Here is a 19,432-nt window from a genome sequence, read left to right as displayed (position 1 = left end):
CGACAAATGATGAGGCAGGATGTCGTAGCGCGCCGCGACATCCACGACCCGGGCACCGGGCTGCAGGCTTTCAGCCACGATCCGCGCTTTCACATCATCCGGCCAATGCCGCTTGCCGCGCCGTCGAGGTTCCACGACCTCGCACCGCCCCACAAAACCCTCACCACCATCCGCCATGCAAAACCTCCATCTGCTACCGCAGACCTTCTCGCAGGCGCATCACGCGTCAGGAATACATCAAATCAATGGGCTGGAACCACCGCATACGATCAATGACAAGGGTGTGGCTATTACATTCCTATCAGAGCGCCTGACGTTCTCGTCGGATGCTGAGGATGCTTTCGCCAAGCTACAACTGCAGATGATGGGCGCATTCGCTGAGTTCGAGAGGAATATCATCCGCAAGCGTCAGGCTGAGGGCATTGCCAAGGCGAAGGCCAAGGGCATCTACAAGGGTGGCCGGAAGGTGATCAATAGGGACAAGGTCCACCAACTCAAGGGTGAAGGTCTGTCCACCTACAAGATTGCAGAGGCTATGGGTATCAGCCGTATGAGCGTCCATCGTATCTTGAACCAGTAGGGCAGTCCAATTTCCTTGAATGGCTTTGAGCAGGTGCCAGTTTGACCTAGGGGTCAGGACCCATAGATTGAAAACCACCTAATATCGCAATCGCAGACCTTGGTTCAAGCCGCCGCGAATGGCATGCTAAGAGCCCGCTTTGACGGTTGCTGCGTGGAGCACGAATGTCGCTCCTTTAGGTGCGGCCAAAAACGTGACAAAATCAACGTAGGTTCTGCCAAAGGTTTATGAAACTAGAATTTTCAATGTTATTGGTCCGAGAGTGGCAAATGCCAAAAGCGACCGTTTGTGGAACAGCTCTGAAGGTCTATGAAGGTTGATAGCTAACCTCTTTCTGGTGACGCACCGCGACGACCAGAGCCACGTCTTTGTGCAAACGGTAGAGCGCCACATACCCGTTGGCACCGAAGCTGATCGGCCATTCCTGAAACTCTGGGTCCATGTCGTCGACGGGGCGGCCGATATCAGGGTGGTCTGCAATGATCTGCATCCCGTCACGGATCGCACTTGCCGCACGTCTGGCAGCATCTGGGCTCTTCTGGGCAAGGAACCGGTAAAGGCGCTGAACATCTGCCAGCGCCTCGGGCGACCAGATCAGTTGTGGCACTCAGGCGGCTCCTGATCGTCACCAGCGGCGAGCTGGGCAAGCCAAGCATCTGCCTCGGCATGTGTCACATGCAGACCCGTCTCCTGATAAGCCTCCCACGAGCGGATACCATCACGGCGGAACGCTTCACGCTTTTCCTCGCGCTCGATATATTGGTAAATCGCCTCACGCATCATCCAATGCGGAGATCTGTCCCGCGCCTCCGCAAGTGCTTTCATACGGCTATGGACGTCTGCGTCCAGTTTGACCGCAACCGGAGTTGGCATGGCTTTTCCTCTATTAGTGATACTTTATACTACCTTTAATGGAGAGGCATTGCCAGCGCTTATCTGAGCAAGTGATCTACGAAAGCTTAGTACCATCAGCACTTGGAAAGTAGCGGAGCGCCTCACAGAGAATTACCCTTCAATATAGGGAATGTACCCGCTTCTCTGCTTTGTCTGGCAGCCTCAATTTGTTACATTTATCTTGTCCGTCGTCGGGGTTTTTGGAACGAAAGGCGGCACAAACTGAGAGAGAACTCAGCTCATCCGGATCGCTCAGAGCAAGTCCAGTCCGCCTTCCCAATTGATTGAGATGCCAACGCGCGGCTTATCGCGACTCAAAAGTGATCCGAGGCCGTTCATCCCTGCCGCATTTGTCGAATAGAGGTCGATCGAGAAAGGTAGAGTCTTCGCCGAATGTCGCAAACCAAACGCCCATACGGGCTGGTCGTTCATGACGGCTGTATATTCACCGATCACTGAAAAACGCTCGCCGAAGTTACGGGTGAGAGACATGCCAACGCCCGCCAGAGTTTCAGACGCATAGACAGCACTACGGGCGTTTACTGCGGCCTCGCCCCAGCCAAAGGACTTTGATGCAGTCGCATAGGCAAACAAGGAGCCAATCGACGGCTTTTTAAAGTCACGACCGGCGGATATGCCAAATCCGAGGTTGAACGGTTGCCCATAAGCTTCGTCCATGGCTTGCCAACGCCCGCCAATAAAGAAGCGAAGGTCTTCATCGGCTGCTGTTCGGAAATTGGTTCCAGAGTCTAGGGCGTAGTTTTCGACGGAAAACTCAATTTGGAAATCTGGGTCGGTAGTGTAGTAAACTGAGAGTGCAGATTGGTCCGCAGAGCCGTAGGAGAGGCGCGTGTGGATCCTATCGGACGCGAGCGTATGGGGTGAATTGATGGTGAACCCGTCCGCAAACCGCGTGCTCTTTTCGTTAAGCCGTACTGCAGGGCGGAACGTCATAGCGCCTTCGCCAACGCCTTTGCCGCTAGGTGTATAAGTTAACCGTGCCCCAAACACCGGCTTGTCCTTGTGTGGAAAGAACAGGACGTTGTTGCCGGTGGGGGTTGGGCTGAAAGCATTTGTGACGTAGAAATTCAACGCGCTCTGTGGCGTCAGTGCAAATTGCCCGCCAAGGGTGTAGAGATAATTCATGCCGCCCGGTTTTGGCGCATCGATCCCGCCGCTTATCTGGCGTGCAAGACCCTTTACCGCGCCATAGGCGAAGAACCGGTCTGAGACACGATATGCCGCTCCGGCCGACGCGAATGCACGACCCCCTAACCCCGGCTGGCCAATTATAGTTTTGGCTGCATGTGTGTACCCGACTTCACCTGTGACCCAAAACCGGTCATTTAGTTGATAGGTGACGGGTAAGCTGAGAGTGCTTGCCAGAAACCACTCCTTGTCTCCTGCTGGTACAGAAGATTGGGTCGTCAGGCCAAAACCACGGCTATAATAGGCTGCTTCTACCCCGAGGAGTATGGCTGCGGACAGTCTGCCGCTGTCGTGAAATTGGTACTTCAAGTCCAAGCCGGTTCCGACATATGTCACGCTATCGCCGCGACCATTGATCGGCATCGCGGGCAAGTCATCGAAGACTGCAACACTCGCACCAATTTGCCACGGCCCGCTGCCACGATAACGCAAGCCGCCGTAGTAAACTTGAAGCCCAGTTTGCCCGCGAGATGGCGCTTGGGCAAAGCCAATATAGGGTTGGAACGTATTTTTAGGTTGGAGCGTGCCATTGGTCATTCCAACAAAGCTATCTGGAAGCTCGGAAATCAAAGAGATTTCTTCTGCGGCGACGGTACCCGCGTGAAGCAGTGATACAGATGCCGCTAAAGCAAATGGTCCAAAATGCGGCCAGAAGTTCAGGCTTTTTATGTTAATGTTCATGTATTACTCCTTAAGATTTTGACCTGCATCGGTAATCCCCCCATTTTTAACGGGGTGTATCATTAGAATTTACGCAGCCTTTTCCAATTATCCTTTAGCCCCTTGTCCACGGGCATAGACATCTTCGTAGCGGATGATGTCATCTTCACCAGGGTCGCTGCTGATTTGCACTTCGATCAGGGCCATGAATATCTTTCAGCTTCTAATGCTGTCAGAGTGATCTAGGAACCAGCGGTAGGTCTCGGCAATTCCGTCTTCAAGCGAAATGCTTGCGCGCCAGCCCATATTTGCAGGACGCGAGACATCCATCAGTTTGCGGTGGGTGCCGTCCTAGCTTGCTCGAGTCAGTGCTAATACGGCCTTTAAATTGCGCCGTCACCTAAATTCCCGCATAGCTTGACACGGCCAGACGTGATCCTAACGTCGATGGAAGATGAACTCGTCTAAGTGGAAATTTTTATAAGGCGGCGATAGCAGGCGAGCGTTTGCTGCGCCATAATTGATACAGTGAAAGCTGTTTCATAGCGAAGGCGGCTTTGCCGCCCAAAGTCTTCGCGCCTCTGCGGGTCTATTAACTTCGTCATCGCTAGGGCAAATGATGTAATATCGCCCGCAGGAACAAGATAACCGTTAAACTCCGGTGCAATGAGTTCAGGAATGCCGCCTACATCGCTGGCTATGACAGGCAAACCTGTACTCATCGCCTCAATAATCGACAGGGGCATCGCCTCTGATGCCGATGACAGCACCATGACATCTGCCTGATGCAGCAAATCGGGAATATCACTGCGCGGGCCAAGGCAGTCTATTGCCGTGTGCCGCATAGGTGCCCATTGCCGCACCAAGGCAGAAAATTCCTCACTATCGGTACCAGTGCCGCAAAGCACCAAACGACTTTCCTCTGGTAAGCTTTCAAAGGCTCGGACGAGGGTTTCATGATCTTTAGGATAACTCACCCGCGCTGGCATAATGAAGTGCGGCGTCCGATTCCGCGGCCGACTACCGTAACTCAGATCCTGAACGCCGTTGCAAATGACGGTGCCTTGATCTGCTCGTAACCCAAGCATACGATAGCCTGTCGTTTCGACCGCCTCGCAGACATATAAGAAGTGAACGCCGCGAAGTGTTGCAACCATCCGCTCGATCATCAAAGCAAGTTGTGACTTCGGACCGGAAACGCTTGACCAACTCCAGCCATGAATACTGAACAGAACTGGCACTCGTCTACGGCGACCAGCTAATCGTCCCAAAAGCCCAGCTTTAGAACTGTGACAATGGATAAGGTCCGGCTTGATCTCGGCGATCAAGAAGTCAATTCGGCGCAGCAGCTTCAAATCTGCAAGTGGGCTGATTGCGCTTCGCATCCCGCTCAAAAGGCGTGCATCGAAACCCGCATCTTTGAGGCGGCGCAACACTGGGCCATCCTTACCAAATAAAATAGTGAAATCTACATCATGCGCCAACGCTTGGACAAGCATCTCAACATGTAGTGGGGCACCAGCTTCATCGCTATTCGTGCTGAGGATCATTATGCGAGGTTTGACTCTCATTTCTGAACTTTCCACTATTTCAATAAGTTCAACGCTTTCCATAGCCGTCCGGGTTCTGCTGCTGCCAACGCCAATGGTCGGCAAGCATATCATGCAAACCACGCGTCGCATGCCAGTCAAGGTCAGCAACAGCTTTTGATGGATCCGCCCAGCACTGCGCCGTATCACCTGGGCGGCGCTCTACAATGCGTAAAGGTAACACCTTACCTGTCACTTCATTCAGACAATTGATGACTTCTTTGACCGAATGTCCCCGCCCTGTGCCAAGGTTCCAGACGCGATATTCTGAAGTTGAAACAAGGTAGTCCAACGCTGCCAAATGGCCCTGCGCTAAATCCATGATGTGAATGTAATCGCGGACCCCGGTTCCGTCGGAGGTTGGATAGTCATCGCCGAAAACCGACAGAACTTCACGCTGACCAACGGCCACCTGCATGGCATACGGAACCAGGTTAGCAGGCTCGCCGCGGGGGTCTTCACCGATACGGCCGCTGGGATGCGCACCGACAGGATTGAAATACCGCAGGATCGCGATGCCGAAACGGGGATCGGACATCTGCAAATCCTCGAACACTTGTTCAACCATCCGTTTCGAACGACCATAGGGGCTAGCCGCCTGACCCAATGCACTGGTTTCAGTCAAGGGCATCGCGGACTGATCGCCATACACTGCTGCCGTCGAACTAAACACAAGCCGGTAGACCCCAGCTTCCTGCATAGCTTGCGCCAAAGTGATGCTGCCCGCGACGTTGATGTCGTAGTATTTCAGCGGTTTTGCGACACTTTCGCCGACCGCTTTGACGCCCGCGAAATGTAGCACAGCGTCAAAGCCACCTTCGGAAAGAATCCGGCGCAGCAGAGCAATATCGCGGATATCACCGCGCTCGACATGCACCTTTCGCTCGCAAAGGGCCTCAACCCGCGTAATAGCTTCGGGCGAGCTGTTTGAGAAATTATCGAGGACGCAGACATCGTGGCCAGCTTGCAAACAACACACCAGAACGTGAGAGCCGATGTAACCTGCCCCACCAGTCAACAAGATTTTCATTTTACGTCCTCGTCATTACTTTTGCGATCCATGCCATGTTGTCCATGCCCGACCCACACTTCGTGGTAACTGTCCACCATCTGCGAAAGCGAATAACGTTCACTTACTCGGCGGCGAGCATCTTCGCGGCGGACGGTCCAATCAGGGCCGACTTTCTCGGCCAGCATCGTTCTAATCGCTTTGGCAAGCGCTTCAGGATTGCGGGGCGGGACGATACGGCCCGTAGGGCCAACGATTTCGGCAGCATCGCCAACATCAGTCGACACACAGGGCGTACCACAGGCCATCGCCTCGGCCAGCACGTTTGGAAAGGCTTCTCCGAATGCCGATGACATGACATGCAGGTCTAGCGCGTTCATCAACGCTGGAACATCGTTACGGCAGCCAATCAGGTGAACAAGATCCTGCAACCCCAATTCTGAAATACGTTCCACTAGGATAGTATTTCTGGCAACAAGCCCGGTTCCCACCAACAAACATTGCGGACATATGCCTTGGCCGTTCAGTATCGCCAACGCCCGCAGAAGGTTGTCATGGTCTTTTTGCGGATCGTAGCGCGCCACAAAGCCGATGACGTCCTCCGCTTTATCCAGCGACAACGCGTGCCGCACCTGCTGCCCTGCCGATGGGTTGGGCTGGAACACCGAAAGATCGTAGCCATTTGGGATCACCTGCATACGGTCACGGTCATACCCAAGCTTTGCATGCACTTCGCGCGCCTTTTCAGCGCAGCACACGATACGCCTTGGCACGATACGCGACAGGCGCGCACAGACCTTCGCGACCCAGATCGTAGTCCGTGGGCTTTGCCCCGGCACGAGTGTCGTGTGACGAATACCCCAGACAATATTACGGTGTCCGGCAAGTCTGGCGATGACGCCACCCACCAGATCGGCGTGATACATCCATGTCTGGATAACAGCGGGGCGTTCCTTGCGTATCAAACACCAAAGCCGCCATAGCCCCGAGACCGTCACACGCCCGCGCGGCATACTAAGGCAGGTCACGCGCACGCCCTGTGCTTCCAGCAGAGGGCCGTATTTACCTGCGTCCCTCAAAGAGGCAACGTGATGCTGGTACGCCTGATCCTGCGTGCAGAGCCGGAATAGAACGGCCTCGGCGCCACCGTCATGCAGGCCGGTTATGATGTGCAGGACGGTCACTTTTGTGCTAAGTTTCTGTTCGAAATTAGATTGGCACGACATTGACTCCAATTTCTATCACCATTAGTTGCGAAATATGCGGCCAAAATTGCGGTCAACGGCCACTCGAGTAGTGTATGTGAAAAAAGACTATAGACTGTCATTTGCAAAATAAATATACGGCCCACATTACTACTATAATAAAAAATAATATATAGAAACGATATATAAATAGAAAGGCCAGTTATTCCGCCTTCTGCCCAGAACAACAGGTACATGTTGTGTGTGGAAACATCAAATGTCCAGCCAAACTGTTCTCTGGTAAAAGCCAATCCGTTACCGAATAAGGGGGATTCCAATCCTGCATCTAACGCAGCAAAACTAACATCCCATCTTTCATTTGCAGAATGATCTGCGAACTGCGATCCACCGATTCCTAGGCGAGCGCTTGTGTCAGGCGTCAAGTACCTAGATAAAGGGCTGCCATCTGCAATCCTGCCGATTGCCCCAGAGAAAAGAAGGGTCATCGCGAATAATCCCGCCGCAAATAGTCCCAGTAATGAAAGGAGTTTTCGTTTATTTGAACCCCTATGAGTTATCCACCCCAAGCACAAAACACCAATCCCCCAGACGAGCCATGCGCCTCTGCTGAACGTGATCAACACACCCAATCCGCATATTAAAATAAACAAAATACGAAATCCGCGCGGGACGGCCAAAAATCCAGCTACCATCATGAATGAAATTACGCCCCCAGAAATATTTGGATCAACGTAATAACCTGCTGCTCGACCAAGAACAGAGCTAAACGATGGGCTTATGAAGTCATAAAAATTTGAAATTACTGCAAATAAAGCAACAAGCATAAATATTACGTTAAACTTGCCAGTCACCGAGGTCGTCGACCGTTTCATAAAAAGGAAAATGAATAGAACCAAAAAAACAGGGGTCTTTAAGTATGAAATCAGAATCTGTGTCGGAATTTCCGTTTGTGCTGAATTAAGGTATGAAAGTATCACATAAATGACGTATAAATAGTTCCATATCAGAATTACGACAACACTGTTATCTTTAATTAAAATATCCTTGAAGAAGCTTGTGATCCACAAAACTGCAAACACCACGAAGGCAAGCTGAAAATATAGCTGTTTTACTACGGGCGTTGAGTAGAAGTGATAGCTACTGAAATAAAGTATGAAAAGGCCCAAGATTAAGGAACCGATCGACAGACGGCCTGCAGTCAAGCGATAATTTACAATCATTTAGCCGAACTCTCGGCTATCGGGGGAAGATTTCATCGTGTCAGCACAAAAAGATGGCTTTCAATACTTTCTTCACTCCGAAACACCTGCGCCCTCGCTCTCGCATTGGGTGGTGTTTCATCTTCCAGTGCCTCTGTGATCGCTTTCGCCAACGCGCTCGCGTCAGCAACAGGCACCAGTCGCCCCCAGCGGCCACCCTCAAGAATTTCGGTTGGTCCATTTCGGCAATCTGTGCTGACAATCTTCGCTCCACAGGCCATCGCCTCAAGCAAAACGCCGGGCAAACCTTCCCACGCCGATGACATTACATAAAGATCGCATTTTGCCATCCATGCGTATGGGTTCGATTTAAATCCGGCGAAATCGACGTTTGCACTAATGCCAAGCCGGTCAGCAAGGCTGGACAGCGCGTCTTTCTCTTCCCCGTGCCCCAGTATGATCAGATTTGCGGGCCGTTTCATGCGCAGCTGCGCGAAGGCAGCTAGCAACGTCGGATAATCTTTTGCTTTGGTCAAGCGCCCGACAGCAAGAATAACGGGGGCGTCCCGATTAGTGAACCACGAGTGGTCGACCGGTTCGACCATGGCACTTTGTACTTTGTCGATATCAATCGGATTATAGATCGTCTCAAGTTTGTGCTTTGGAAGCCCCAGATAGCTGTGCATTTCTTTTTCCATGCCCTTAGAGACACAGACGATCTTATCTGCCCAAGGGTAGGCCAGGCTTATCAGTCGTCGCAGGAGCCCGTTCATGCCTGACCCGCGAAGGCTCTGTGATGGTGTACTGTGCTCACTGACCACCAGCCTTGTTTGTGTCCGAGACAGTTTTCGGGCAAGGATCGCAATGATATTGGCATGGTTCAGCGCCGACAGCATTGCATCGGGCCTTTCGCGCCGCAGATAGCGGGCGAGCGGCAACAGGCTAGCCAGAACCCGGCCTTTGTCCAGATCTACGATGCGAACATTGTCTGCCACTTCTGACAGGTATGGTCCCTCTGCCCTTGCAAGAACCAGATCGACTCGGTGCCCCCGCGCGGCAAAGCCATTGGCCAGCGTGACCATAACACGCTCAGCGCCGCCACCCCGTAGCGACGGTAAAAACAGGGCTATATGCGCCATCAGTCTAGCCCCTGATCTTGCGCCGTCGGCTGAAGAAGCGTTGCCCACCGGGCGTTGATGCGCGCGGGCGAAAACCTGTCCGTTACCTCGGTGGCAGCATGCCCCAGCTTTGCGCGCAGGTCTTCATCCCGCATTAGCCGGTCCAGCGCACCGACTAATGCGGCAGGGTCATCCTGCGGTACCAATATTCCGTTGCGATTGTGGTCGATTATGTCACGCGGTCCGGTATCACAATCGACGCTGACGGCGGCGCAACCATGCGCCATGGCTTCGACGAGCCCCATTGGAAAGCCTTCGGTAAGAGAAGTTACTGCGAACAGGTCGGCGGCCTGATACCAGTCGGCGATGTTGCCGGCCCAACCCGGCATTTTGATCCTGTTTTGAAGCCCATCTGTACGGATCTGTGCCTCGAGCGCAGTGCGTTCTGTACCCTCGCCCAGTATCACCAGATCCCAGTCGGGGTGGTCTACATGCACCTCACCGAATGCCTCAATCAGACAATCGAAACCTTTCACCTTCTGCAGTCGCCCGACGGCGAGCAACATCTTCCGTCCCGATACCATAACTTTTTCCAACGGCAGAAACGGCGCATTTAATGGCAGCGGCAGGCTAATCGCGTTAGGCAGCACTGCTATTTTTTTTGCACGAGTATTCGCGGCAATCCAATCACGCGTTTGCCCCGTCAGAACAGTGGCACTGTCGAGGCGCGTATAGCTCCACCGTCGCAAAAAGGACCAGACAGGACCAATCGGTTGCATTGGTGGATGGTTGTGCTCCGATCCGATGGCGATGTAACGCTTCGTCCTGATCAACGCGAGTAACGTTGCCATAGTTGTGCCCATACCGATCACGACGTCAGGTTTCTCGCGCGCAAGGAACTTACGCATACCCAATAACCGCTTGATATTGTTCATCATCGCCTGCACTGGTCCCCGACTTGTAGCTGCAAGCCCGAGCGCAGTGAAATCTATATTTTCTGGCAGATCATATTGTTTTTGATCAGCGTTTCCAAGGATAACAATCCTCACCCGGGCGCCGCAGTCAGCCCAATCAGTCGCAAGGTTCACGGTCACACGCTCTGCCCCGCCGCCAAGCAAGCTGTGTACCAAAAGAACAATGCGAAGACCTTCGAATACCTCTTCAGCCTGAATGTCGGGTTGGTTTATCTCGGGCATGGGTAAATCCTCGCAGTCTTGTCTTGCTGCAGCTTTGTTAGCAAATTTTTTTGCTCATTGTTTTGATCCCAATGCAATCTGGTCATGCAGTAGGATTACGACCAAGTAAGTGATTATCTGTATGACCAAGGCTGAAGCTGTCCCAATTGAAAACCAGATAACCGCAGCCAATGGTGTCTGTTCAATCATATAGCCAGCCAGAAAACTCATGCCCCCAGCGCCAAAAATAACAATATTGAACACTAAGTGCAGGCCCTGCCTTTGGATAACCGGTAATGCTCGGACCGTTGGGATATTTACAAGCATACAGATCAGCCACAAACTCATCCACATGGCATATTCGCCTGATGCGCGCCAAACCTCACCAAAAACAAAGGAAAAGAGGGCGGGGAAAAATAGCGCGGCGGCGGCCAAGGCGGTGCCTGGGACGCATAGCAGGACTACCGTGATCTTGAATACCAACGGGAACAACGGTTGTTTTGAACGTTCCATATCGGCAAATTTTGCATACAGGACATTGCCGATCGCAACCCCTAAAACATTCATTGGCAGGTTGGTAACGCTCCGCGCCAGCACAAAGAAGCCCGCCACTAAGGGTGAAAAAAGCGCTGCAAGCAAAATAACTGGTAGCGCCTGCGACACCGCATTCAGCAAATCTGTCGGCGCTCGGTAGATCGGGAAATCGCGATATTTTTTGAGCAGTGTGAACATTTTGGCGCGTCCCAGCCGCGGCACGCGCACTGGAAGGCTTTTGGTGCCACGCTGCAACAACGCCGCTTTGAACGCTGGCGCAAGCCCATTAAAAACAATAAGCGTGGCAGCAACCGGAGCGGCGAGCCCGCTGAGCACCTTTGCCAAGCTGGTGACGAAGGCGACGATGGCCGTCACTTTACCCACCAGTCGGAAAGCGCCCAAGCGGGCGGCACGGTAGTCCGCTACGTCTTGTATCGCAACGAAACAGGTCGCTACCGGTAATAGATAAATCAGTAAACCTAAACCTTCAGCCCCGAAAACGGCTGCTAGTGGCGCACCACCCGCGACCAACAATAGCCCTAATGCACATGAGAGCACAGCAGTTACGATCAGCGAAAGCCGGGCTAATTGCAGCATCTCGTCTTCCGTTTCGGCGGTGACGATCGCCATGGGGTAACGCAGGGAGATGACAGGGCTAAGGATGCTCACCAGCGACATGAACACACCTTGCAAGCCGAAAACTTCGGGGCTGTAAATGCGTGTGATCAGCGGCGAAAAGGCGAAGACGATGACCTGCGCCAAGGCTGTGCCAGAGGCGACGGCAAAGACGTTCCGCAATAGAGGAGAAGATAAACGACGTACCATCAGGTTTCAAAACACCTATTGTGCCAAAGCCTGATGCTATGACGCACTATTTCTTTGCCAATCAACATAATATTTACGGTACCAGTCCACAAACTTTGCTATGTTTGGAGCCGTGACGCACGGTTTATCGATATCCTGTGATCCGCGGGAAGCGGCGTTTATTCGGTAAAGAAGATTTCGCGTCCGAGATCGGGAGAGATGAATTCGGCCTCCAGCGTGCGTAACACTCCATCCTGAAGCGAAATGGGGGCCTTGAACCCGCAGATCGACTCTTTGGCGGACAGGAACGCGGAATCGGAGCAGAATTTCTTCACACGGATCGAACTGACAGGAAGCTTTTTGTCGGTCACCCTAGTCACGAGGTCGGCGACATATCCCAGCGCGAGACCGAGCCAATAAGGCAGGCGCATGCCGGTGCCGTATTTTCCGCGCAGCTTTTGGCGCACCAGCGAGACGAGGCTGTTCATGTCAAAATCGGGGCCGTCGACATAGTTCACCACGACGCGGCGCGTGGGGATGCCACTGGCATGGTGCAGGAAGGCGGCGATATTCTCGACATAGGCCATAGACTTGCGGTTTCGTCCGTTGCCAATCATCAAAAACCGCCCTGAAGCGATCTGATTTAGCAGATTGAAGACATTGCCGCGATTGCCTTCCCCGAAGACGACGGTCGGCCGCACGATCATCAGCGATGCCTGAGCATTCGCAGATAGCCAGGCCTCCAGCTTGCCTTCTGCCTCGTATTTGGTGCGCCCGTAGGCGTTAAAGGGAGCAATCGCTCCGCTTTCGTCGGTACCCAAAGGCGCAAATCCATAGACCGCAACACTGCTTGTAAAGACTATCCGATTGATGCCTTTTTCGGCAGCAACAGTGCAGACATTGGCGGTGCCGTCTACATTCGTGGTCTGATAGTCGTCAGGATTAGTCACGTCATCACGATGCACGGCGGCAAGGTGGATGATCACATCGCCTGAGACGGCGGCACGCAATTGCGCTAGATCTCGGATATCCGTGATACGGCTCTTGTCGGGGAAACGCCGACTAGGCTTGAGATCGAGAATCTCGAACGGGATCTGATGATCCGAAAGCCTTTGGCACAACCGGGTCCCGATAAAGCCAGAACCACCGATCACAACTAACTTTTCCACAGATGACTCCTCTAGTGTTACTAGCAGCTGGACCTGATCAACTCGCGACTTCGAGCTTTAAATCCATCTGATGGGCGCAATTACGACATTTCTAGTAACCAAAGAACGCTTGGGGGTTGCAGCCCGATCCTGCGCCGCCGCGCGAAAAAATTGCCGACACGCCACACTCCCGCGACGGCTATTTTGGATTCTCATTCATTGGGCTTGGACGATCGCCTCTGACGAATTGATGTAGCCTACACAGGACCTTGCGCATCTCACTCCGCCGCCTGCTGTTGCGTGCGGTCCAAAACAAAACGCCGGAAATCAGATCCGTAGTCTTCATGCGCAAGGGCGAAATCGACGATGGCTTTTAGGTAGCCAAACTTCGAGCCGCAATCATAGCGCTGCCCGTTCAGCAGCTCTGCGAAGACACGGCCCTGTCGCGCCTGGCTATCAATGGCATCCGCAAGTTGGATCTCACCACCTGCCCCAGGCCGCTGATCGCGCAACAGGTCAAAAATATCTGGCTCAAGTACATACCGCCCGATTGAGGCCCGCAGCGATGGTGTCTCACTGGCTAGCGGTTTTTCAACGAGGCCCCCAACGGAGCCAAGCGTCGCCCCGGGAACAATCATGCCATACCCCGAGACTTCACTGCGGGCCACGTCCATCACCGACAGATACGTGCCTGCTTGCTTTGCATAAGCCGCAACTAAAGCTGCGGTTGGTTTCACGCTGGCCCGTATTACATCGTCCGCGAGCAGAACAGCAAAGGGCTCGTGACCGATGGCTGGCTCTGCGCAGAGCACCGCGTGGCCTAAACCCAATGCCTCGGGCTGCCGGATATAAATACAACTGACATGATCAGGAACGATCGCGTGGACCATATCTGCAATAGCATCTTTGCCGGTATCGCGCAGCTCGCGCTCGAGCGCAGGGTTCGTGTCAAAATGGTCCTCAATAGCCCGCTTGGTTCGGCCTGTCACAAAGACCAGCTGGGTGATACCCGCCTCGATGGCTTCCTCCACGGCATATTGGATGAGCGGCTTGTCTATGATGGGCAGAAGTTCCTTCGGCATGGCCTTGGTGGCGGGAAGAAACCGCGTGCCCATGCCTGCGACGGGAAAGACAGCTTTTCGGATTGTTGAGTGCATGAGGCTCCTAATGTATTAGGTCTGCCACTCCGACGGCCTTGTCTGGCACGATGAGCGGCCAAAGCGGTCTGGCGGCTCAATGGACCAATATCCGCTATGCGGTGTGGTTCTTGTAAATTGCCCCAGCCATAAGGAAGAGTGGGAGCACTGGACCGGGGCAGAACTGATCAAATACGAGACAGCACCAAACACCGTGCCATCCCAATGGCCAGTTTAGTTCTTTGAGCATCACTACTGTCAATTGAAAACTATCAATAAGATAATTTCATAATCTAGTGTGGCTATCGGACAGGCTCACGCACGGCCATTCGAAGTGATCGAACCCCTTAAGTGACTTAGCAAGACACAGGAAAACGTTAGAAATAGCCCAAAACACAAGGCCGAATACCTCAAATTGATTGCTAGTGCGAGAGATAAATTGCCCCTTAGGGTAGTAATATATGAAACTTTTTTCTTGCTCAGACTGATACTTGCGTTCATTTGTGAGCCTAGGGGGCTGCAATGCTATCATACCATCCTGATAATTTTACGGCCGCACAATGGCACTTGTTGCTGTGCAAGCCAAACCAGAACCATATCGCTTTTCGCAACCTAAAGAGGTTGGGCTTTGGTCTCTTCATGCCCCGCCACCTGGTCGAACGCCGCGTCAAAGGTCGCGCATTGACCGAACTGCGTCCTCTTTTCGGTGGGTATCTGTTTTTGAACATGAACCCGTCAGAGCCACGATGGTATGATGCAAAAACCGCCTCGGGTGTCTCGAAGATTATCGGGCACAGCACAGGCGGCCCTTCGGTCGTACCTCCAGATATCATTGCAGGGTTGTTGCAGCGCTGCGACCGTGACGGGCTGCTCCAGGAAACCGTCGAAAACTTCTCCGCAGGAGACACGGTCAGGATTATCGGGGGACCTTTCGCCAACTTTATCACATCCATTGAAAAAATTGATCCTGATCGTCGCCTCCATGTCCTTTTGGATTTGATGGGACGTCCAACGAAGGTGCTAGTGGACCCTACCATGGTCGATCGATGCCCCTGACGCTCAGCCACATGGAAAGACGGCGCCTGCCATTAAGGCGCGGTTTAGGCGCAAAAGTTGTTTTCGGGCAGGGCATTAATGTTGCAAAATCAGCGCAGGGTGGAACCACTTGAAAATATCGCTTTCTCAATCTCAAAAATGCTACTGGAAATTGTCAGTTCGGTAATGTTATCTCTCTCCAAGTTAGCTGCAGGTGCTCAATCAGTGGCCTGCAGTTGGAAGCCCGACTTTTCACATGACAATCTGCATCATTCGAACACTTCCAAATGATCCAGCATAAACACGAATGGTACAGCGATGACTTATCGAGCGAGTGGCTTAGGTCTGAATTTAGCAAAATTCGGGTGGACGATGAAACTTCGCATCAGCCTTCTCTCGGCAATATTCTTGCTGTCCGCCTGTACTGAGGGGTTTGTAAGATTTCCGGTAACTGAATCGGCTCAGAAAAACCTTTCACAAGATGTTACCATCATCAAACTTGACGCCACTAACATCGCAAGCTTTTCCAGCCCTAGCCATGTTGCCGGCCCAACCAATTTGCCTGGCAGCCGTGGATGGGAGTACCGTGTTGGTGTGGGCGATGTCCTAAACATTATTGTCTTTGATCATCCTGAACTAACACTGCCCGCTGGACCACAGCGCAGCGCTGAGGAAAGTGGGATTTTGGTGCAGGCCGATGGAAATTTTTTCTATCCCTACATCGGCCAGGTTCAAGCGCGTGGTCAGTCAATTGCCGCCATCCGCGACGAAGTGGCAAAACGGCTTGCTGAATTTATTCCTGATCCACAGGTTGATGTCCGCATAGCCGCGTTCAATTCCCAAAGCGTCGTCGTCTCCGGCCAGGTAGAGGCTCCTGGCAAACATGCGCTGACAACAACGCCTTTGACTTTGGTCGAAGCGGTCAATGCATCGGGTGGGCTGAAAGAGACAGCCGACGCGAGGCGCGTGACTGTGCAGCGCAACGGGACGCTCTACAAGGTGGACTATGAAGGGTTCCTCGCCTCGGGCCTTAGCAAGAATAATCCCGTTTTACGTTCGGGCGATATTGTAACAGTTCCTCGCCGCAAGGCAGAAGAGGCGTTTATCCTAGGGCAGGTCAAGAAACCTGCCCCAGTTGATTTGTCCGTTGAGCCAGTAACACTAACACAGGCCTTGACCCGACAAGGTGGACTGGATGAGCAGCGTGCCGATGCGCGAGGTGTGTTTGTTTTCCGCGCAACTGGATCCCGAATGACGGTCTTCCAGCTTGAGACATCGTCACCTATGGGTTTCCTTCTGGGCACCCAGTTTGTGCTGGAACCACGTGACGTCGTCTATATCACGCGGTCGCCGCTTCAACGTTGGAATGATACAATCAGCGGGCTTCTTCCGTCGGTGCAAGGCGTTGCGGCCGTAGATGCTGTCGGAAACTAGGAAGAGGTTTTAATGAATAGTATCCTAGTCGTGTGTGTTGGCAATATTTGCCGATCGCCTGTTGGCGAACGCATTCTGGCGAGCCTGCTTCCAAAAGTGAAAGTGACGTCTGCAGGAATTGGCGCCTTGGTAGGACATAGCGCTGACAGCACTGCGACAGAAGTTGCAAAATCTCACGGTGTCTCGCTCGATGGGCATGTTGCGCGTCAATTTACCAACCGGATAGGCGAAGAAAACGACCTGATCCTCGTGATGGAAGAAGGCCACCGCCGCGAAATCTCCAAACAGGCACCACATCTTCGCGGTCGGATCATGCTATTTGATCATTGGAGTGGAGGCGCAGGTATCCCTGATCCCTACAAGCTCCCACTCGCATTTCACGAAAATACATTCGATCTGATCTCAACCGCTGCCAAGGCTTGGGCCACGCGTTTGGCAGCAAAAGGCACCACCTGACATGAGCAATCTTCCCGCACCCCAAATGCAGCAGCCCGAAGATGATGAGATAGACCTTGGACAGCTGGTGACACGGCTTTGGGCCGGAAAAGGCTTGATCTTCCTGAGCATGGTTCTGTTCTCGATGATTGGTGTTGCCTATGTGTTGATCACACCCCCCACGTATCAAGCCGATAGCCTTCTGCAGCTCGAAGAAAAAAGCGGCCAGCTTGCTCTTCCAGACGCATTGGCTGGATTGGCGGGTGAAACTCCTAAAAGTGTCGCGGAAATAGAGATAGCTCGCTCGCGGATGGTGTTGGGACAGGCTGTTGCCGACCTCAAGCTGGACTGGCAGGCTGAGCCCCGTCTTGCACCCCTGATCGGACATGCGCTCCAGCACTATGCACTGCCTATCCCAGAAATTGGCCTGCTTGAGCCATATGCACGGACAGAGGAACGCATCCGTTTGGATTTGCTGGAATCGCCTCCAGAATGGGTTGGTAAAGAGATTGATGTCATATCCAATGGTGACGGAGGGTATGTTGCCACCCTGCCTGATGGACGACAAATCGACGGCCAAGTGGGACAGACATTGCGCGTGGCTGAGGCCAAATTCGCGCTGAAGATTGGCGAACTGGTTGGAAAACAGGGCCGCAGTTTTATCATCAGTCAGCGCAGCGAAAGTAGTGCTATTGCCAGTCTCCGAGACAACCTCAACGTTTCAGAAAAGGGGCGTCAGTCTGGCATTCTCGAACTTCGCTTTACCGATCAAAACCCTGAGCGAGCACAACAAATCCTTGGGGCCATTTCTGGTTCATATTTGAGGCAGAACGTCGCGCGGAGTGCTGCCGAGGCAGAAAGCAGCCTTGGCTTCATTGCAGACCAGTTGCCCGAGGCAGAGCGTGCCGTCACCGAGGCAGAGGCGGCCCTGAACCAATACCGGCAGGCCCAGCAATCGGTGGACCTTGCGCTTGAGGCGCAAAGCCTGCTGACCCAGGTCACGCGTTTGGAAAGCGAAATTGAAGCGACTAAGCTAAAAGAAGATGAGGTGTCGCAGCGCTATAAAAGCAATCACCCAGTTTATCAGGTTTTGCTCAACAACCGTGCTATCCTTGAAAACCGCCTTGCTGAGTTACGCACAGAGGTTGATGCCCTACCCAAAACCCAGCGCGAAATAATCAACCTCACTCGTGTTCTTGAAGTCGCTCAAACTGTTTACACCCAGTTGTTGAACCGACGTCAGGAACTGCAGGTGCTTCGTGCGAGCAACATCGGTAATGTACGGATTATTGACAGCGCACGAACTGGCCAAAATGCAATTGCACCACGCAAGTCCACAATTCTTGCGCTTTCACTTGTCTTGGGCACGTTATTTGGTATCGGCCTTGTTCTCTTGCGACACTGGATGCGGCGCGGCGTGCAAGGCGTGGATGAGTTAGAGCAACTTAGCCTCTCGGTATTCGCGACAGTTAACCTTGCCCCGCCTTCTAAGAACATGGGCCGAAAGGGAGATCTGCCTATACATGCGCTGACCCATCCTGACGACCTTACCACCGAGGCGTTTCGTTCTCTGCGCACGAGCCTGCACTTCGGCATGCTGGACGCAAAAACGGGTTCAATCGCTTTGACGAGTACTGCACCAGACGCCGGGAAATCATTCACAGCCGTAAACCTTGCAGTTGTCGCAGCACAATCGGGGCAAACCGTTTGCATAATGGACGCCGATTTGCGGCGTGGACACTTACGGCAATATTTCGGTGTTGCAAAGAACCAACCCGGGCTTTCCGAGGTTATTTCTGGTGAGGCGACCCTTGATGACGTCTTGGTCGAGGGCCCTGTGCCCGGCCTTATGTTTCTCCCGTCGGGACGCTACCCGCCAAATCCATCCGAGCTTTTGATGCGATCCGAGTTTAGCACAGTGATTAATACGCTCGATAGTTGGTTCGATCTGACAATTTGTGATACCCCACCGGTGCTGGCAGTGACTGATCCAGTGATCATCGGACGGGCGGTTGGCGCAACAATTGGCATCATACGCTATGCCGAAACTCCGATTGCCGAGGTCATTGCAATGCGCCGCACGCTTGATGCCGCCGGTGTGCGCCTGAACGGCGTCATTCTTAACGGTTTTGACCCTCGGAGGGCCCGTGGCCAAGGTGGCTATAGTTACGGCTACAGCTATCGATACGATTACAAAAGTCGAAGCGATGAGACTGTTTGAGCGTTCAATCTACGAGGGTATTTGTTCTACGTTCGGCAGCACACATC

Annotated in this window: 18 protein-coding genes; 5 read left to right on the top strand and 13 right to left on the bottom strand. The window is 53.0% G+C overall.

Translation table 11 applies throughout. The annotated features are described in order from the left end of the window. Positions 1 to 177, bottom strand: a 177-nt coding sequence (locus G560_RS20825) for a transposase (protein WP_022705131.1), incomplete at its 3' end; no start/stop codon positions are given. On the opposite strand from G560_RS20825, the gene G560_RS19680 reads away from it, so the two are divergent. Further along, complete coding sequence (locus tag G560_RS19680) at positions 176 to 580, top strand: recombinase family protein (RefSeq protein ID WP_022705498.1); 405 nt, start codon at positions 176 to 178, stop codon at positions 578 to 580. The two genes, G560_RS20825 and G560_RS19680, sit on opposite strands and share 2 nt — an antisense overlap. Before the next feature lie 307 nt (positions 581 to 887). On the opposite strand, the gene G560_RS0117010 is transcribed toward G560_RS19680, so the two are convergent. The 12 genes from G560_RS0117010 to G560_RS0116945 form a co-directional block, all read right to left on the bottom strand. Beyond that, positions 888 to 1,187: a type II toxin-antitoxin system RelE/ParE family toxin gene (locus G560_RS0117010; protein ID WP_022705497.1), complete on the bottom strand. Its 300-nt coding sequence runs from the start codon at positions 1,185 to 1,187 to the stop codon at positions 888 to 890. After that, the gene (locus tag G560_RS0117005) at positions 1,175 to 1,453 is read right to left on the bottom strand and encodes a CopG family ribbon-helix-helix protein (protein WP_022705496.1); all 279 of its coding nucleotides are present in this window, start codon (positions 1,451 to 1,453) and stop codon (positions 1,175 to 1,177) included. Before G560_RS0117005 ends, G560_RS0117010 begins: the two co-directional genes overlap by 13 nt. 273 nt (positions 1,454 to 1,726) lie before the next feature. Then, positions 1,727 to 3,364 (bottom strand): hypothetical protein, encoded by a 1,638-nt coding sequence (locus tag G560_RS0117000; RefSeq protein WP_022705495.1) that lies wholly within the window; start codon positions 3,362 to 3,364, stop codon positions 1,727 to 1,729. Positions 3,365 to 3,807: 443 nt separating this feature from the next. Continuing rightward, on the bottom strand, positions 3,808 to 4,956 hold the full coding sequence (locus G560_RS20820) for a glycosyltransferase (protein ID WP_162140882.1): 1,149 nt from the start codon (positions 4,954 to 4,956) through the stop codon (positions 3,808 to 3,810). Continuing rightward, positions 4,943 to 5,962: a UDP-glucose 4-epimerase GalE gene (gene galE / locus G560_RS0116980; protein ID WP_022705491.1), complete on the bottom strand. Its 1,020-nt coding sequence runs from the start codon at positions 5,960 to 5,962 to the stop codon at positions 4,943 to 4,945. Before galE ends, G560_RS20820 begins: the two co-directional genes overlap by 14 nt. Continuing rightward, positions 5,959 to 7,125, bottom strand: a complete 1,167-nt coding sequence (locus G560_RS19675) for a glycosyltransferase family 4 protein (RefSeq protein ID WP_022705490.1) — start codon at positions 7,123 to 7,125, stop codon at positions 5,959 to 5,961. The genes galE and G560_RS19675 overlap by 4 nt, the downstream gene beginning before the upstream one ends. Beyond that, positions 7,122 to 8,366, bottom strand: a complete 1,245-nt coding sequence (locus G560_RS20815) for an O-antigen ligase family protein (protein ID WP_022705489.1) — start codon at positions 8,364 to 8,366, stop codon at positions 7,122 to 7,124. The genes G560_RS19675 and G560_RS20815 overlap by 4 nt, the downstream gene beginning before the upstream one ends. A 32-nt stretch (positions 8,367 to 8,398) precedes the next feature. Beyond that, positions 8,399 to 9,484 carry a glycosyltransferase gene (locus G560_RS0116965; protein WP_022705488.1) on the bottom strand — a complete coding sequence of 362 codons (1,086 nt, stop codon included), beginning with the start codon at positions 9,482 to 9,484 and terminating at the stop codon, positions 8,399 to 8,401. After that, the gene (locus G560_RS0116960) at positions 9,484 to 10,659 is read right to left on the bottom strand and encodes a glycosyltransferase family 4 protein (protein ID WP_022705487.1); all 1,176 of its coding nucleotides are present in this window, start codon (positions 10,657 to 10,659) and stop codon (positions 9,484 to 9,486) included. Before G560_RS0116960 ends, G560_RS0116965 begins: the two co-directional genes overlap by 1 nt. Before the next feature lie 54 nt (positions 10,660 to 10,713). Beyond that, on the bottom strand, positions 10,714 to 11,997 hold the full coding sequence (locus tag G560_RS0116955) for a lipopolysaccharide biosynthesis protein (protein ID WP_081647694.1): 1,284 nt from the start codon (positions 11,995 to 11,997) through the stop codon (positions 10,714 to 10,716). A 158-nt stretch (positions 11,998 to 12,155) separates the two neighbouring features. After that, positions 12,156 to 13,145 (bottom strand): NAD-dependent epimerase/dehydratase family protein, encoded by a 990-nt coding sequence (locus tag G560_RS0116950; protein ID WP_028914221.1) that lies wholly within the window; start codon positions 13,143 to 13,145, stop codon positions 12,156 to 12,158. Between the two features lie 257 nt (positions 13,146 to 13,402). Beyond that, positions 13,403 to 14,281 (bottom strand): UTP--glucose-1-phosphate uridylyltransferase, encoded by an 879-nt coding sequence (locus G560_RS0116945; RefSeq protein WP_033419494.1) that lies wholly within the window; start codon positions 14,279 to 14,281, stop codon positions 13,403 to 13,405. 501 nt (positions 14,282 to 14,782) lie between these two features. Here G560_RS0116945 and nusG point away from each other — a divergent pair. From nusG to G560_RS0116925, 4 genes are all read left to right on the top strand, one after another. Continuing rightward, positions 14,783 to 15,316 (top strand): transcription termination/antitermination protein NusG, encoded by a 534-nt coding sequence (nusG, locus tag G560_RS0116940; RefSeq protein ID WP_022705483.1) that lies wholly within the window; start codon positions 14,783 to 14,785, stop codon positions 15,314 to 15,316. Positions 15,317 to 15,667: 351 nt separating this feature from the next. After that, positions 15,668 to 16,729: a polysaccharide biosynthesis/export family protein gene (locus tag G560_RS0116935; protein ID WP_022705482.1), complete on the top strand. Its 1,062-nt coding sequence runs from the start codon at positions 15,668 to 15,670 to the stop codon at positions 16,727 to 16,729. 12 nt (positions 16,730 to 16,741) lie between these two features. Continuing rightward, the gene (locus tag G560_RS0116930) at positions 16,742 to 17,185 is read left to right on the top strand and encodes a low molecular weight protein-tyrosine-phosphatase (protein WP_022705481.1); all 444 of its coding nucleotides are present in this window, start codon (positions 16,742 to 16,744) and stop codon (positions 17,183 to 17,185) included. A gap of 1 nt (position 17,186) precedes the next feature. After that, positions 17,187 to 19,385 carry a polysaccharide biosynthesis tyrosine autokinase gene (locus G560_RS0116925; RefSeq protein WP_022705480.1) on the top strand — a complete coding sequence of 733 codons (2,199 nt, stop codon included), beginning with the start codon at positions 17,187 to 17,189 and terminating at the stop codon, positions 19,383 to 19,385. Positions 19,386 to 19,432 lie beyond the last annotated feature (47 nt).

This window comes from Pseudorhodobacter ferrugineus DSM 5888 (assembly GCF_000420745.1).
GTDB classification, from domain to species: domain Bacteria; phylum Pseudomonadota; class Alphaproteobacteria; order Rhodobacterales; family Rhodobacteraceae; genus Pseudorhodobacter; species Pseudorhodobacter ferrugineus.
This window is presented reverse-complemented; position numbering and strand designations above follow the sequence as displayed.

Excerpts from the sequence above, each read along its gene's own strand:
- nusG (WP_022705483.1), top strand. The coding sequence starts at position 14,783 with ATGCTATCATACCATCCTGATAATTTTACGGCCGCACAATGGCACTTG.
- G560_RS0116935 (WP_022705482.1), top strand. The coding sequence starts at position 15,668 with ATGAAACTTCGCATCAGCCTTCTCTCGGCAATATTCTTGCTGTCCGCC.
- G560_RS0116930 (WP_022705481.1), top strand. The coding sequence starts at position 16,742 with ATGAATAGTATCCTAGTCGTGTGTGTTGGCAATATTTGCCGATCGCCT.
- G560_RS0116960 (WP_022705487.1), bottom strand. The coding sequence starts at position 10,659 with ATGCCCGAGATAAACCAACCCGACATTCAGGCTGAAGAGGTATTCGAA.
- G560_RS0117005 (WP_022705496.1), bottom strand. The coding sequence starts at position 1,453 with ATGCCAACTCCGGTTGCGGTCAAACTGGACGCAGACGTCCATAGCCGT.
- G560_RS0117000 (WP_022705495.1), bottom strand. The coding sequence starts at position 3,364 with ATGAACATTAACATAAAAAGCCTGAACTTCTGGCCGCATTTTGGACCA.
- G560_RS20820 (WP_162140882.1), bottom strand. The coding sequence starts at position 4,956 with ATGGAAAGCGTTGAACTTATTGAAATAGTGGAAAGTTCAGAAATGAGA.
- G560_RS19680 (WP_022705498.1), top strand. The coding sequence starts at position 176 with ATGCAAAACCTCCATCTGCTACCGCAGACCTTCTCGCAGGCGCATCAC.
- galE (WP_022705491.1), bottom strand. The coding sequence starts at position 5,962 with ATGAAAATCTTGTTGACTGGTGGGGCAGGTTACATCGGCTCTCACGTT.
- G560_RS0116955 (WP_081647694.1), bottom strand. The coding sequence starts at position 11,997 with ATGGTACGTCGTTTATCTTCTCCTCTATTGCGGAACGTCTTTGCCGTC.
- G560_RS0116945 (WP_033419494.1), bottom strand. The coding sequence starts at position 14,281 with ATGCACTCAACAATCCGAAAAGCTGTCTTTCCCGTCGCAGGCATGGGC.
- G560_RS0116925 (WP_022705480.1), top strand. The coding sequence starts at position 17,187 with ATGAGCAATCTTCCCGCACCCCAAATGCAGCAGCCCGAAGATGATGAG.
- G560_RS0116965 (WP_022705488.1), bottom strand. The coding sequence starts at position 9,484 with ATGGCGCATATAGCCCTGTTTTTACCGTCGCTACGGGGTGGCGGCGCT.
- G560_RS20815 (WP_022705489.1), bottom strand. The coding sequence starts at position 8,366 with ATGATTGTAAATTATCGCTTGACTGCAGGCCGTCTGTCGATCGGTTCC.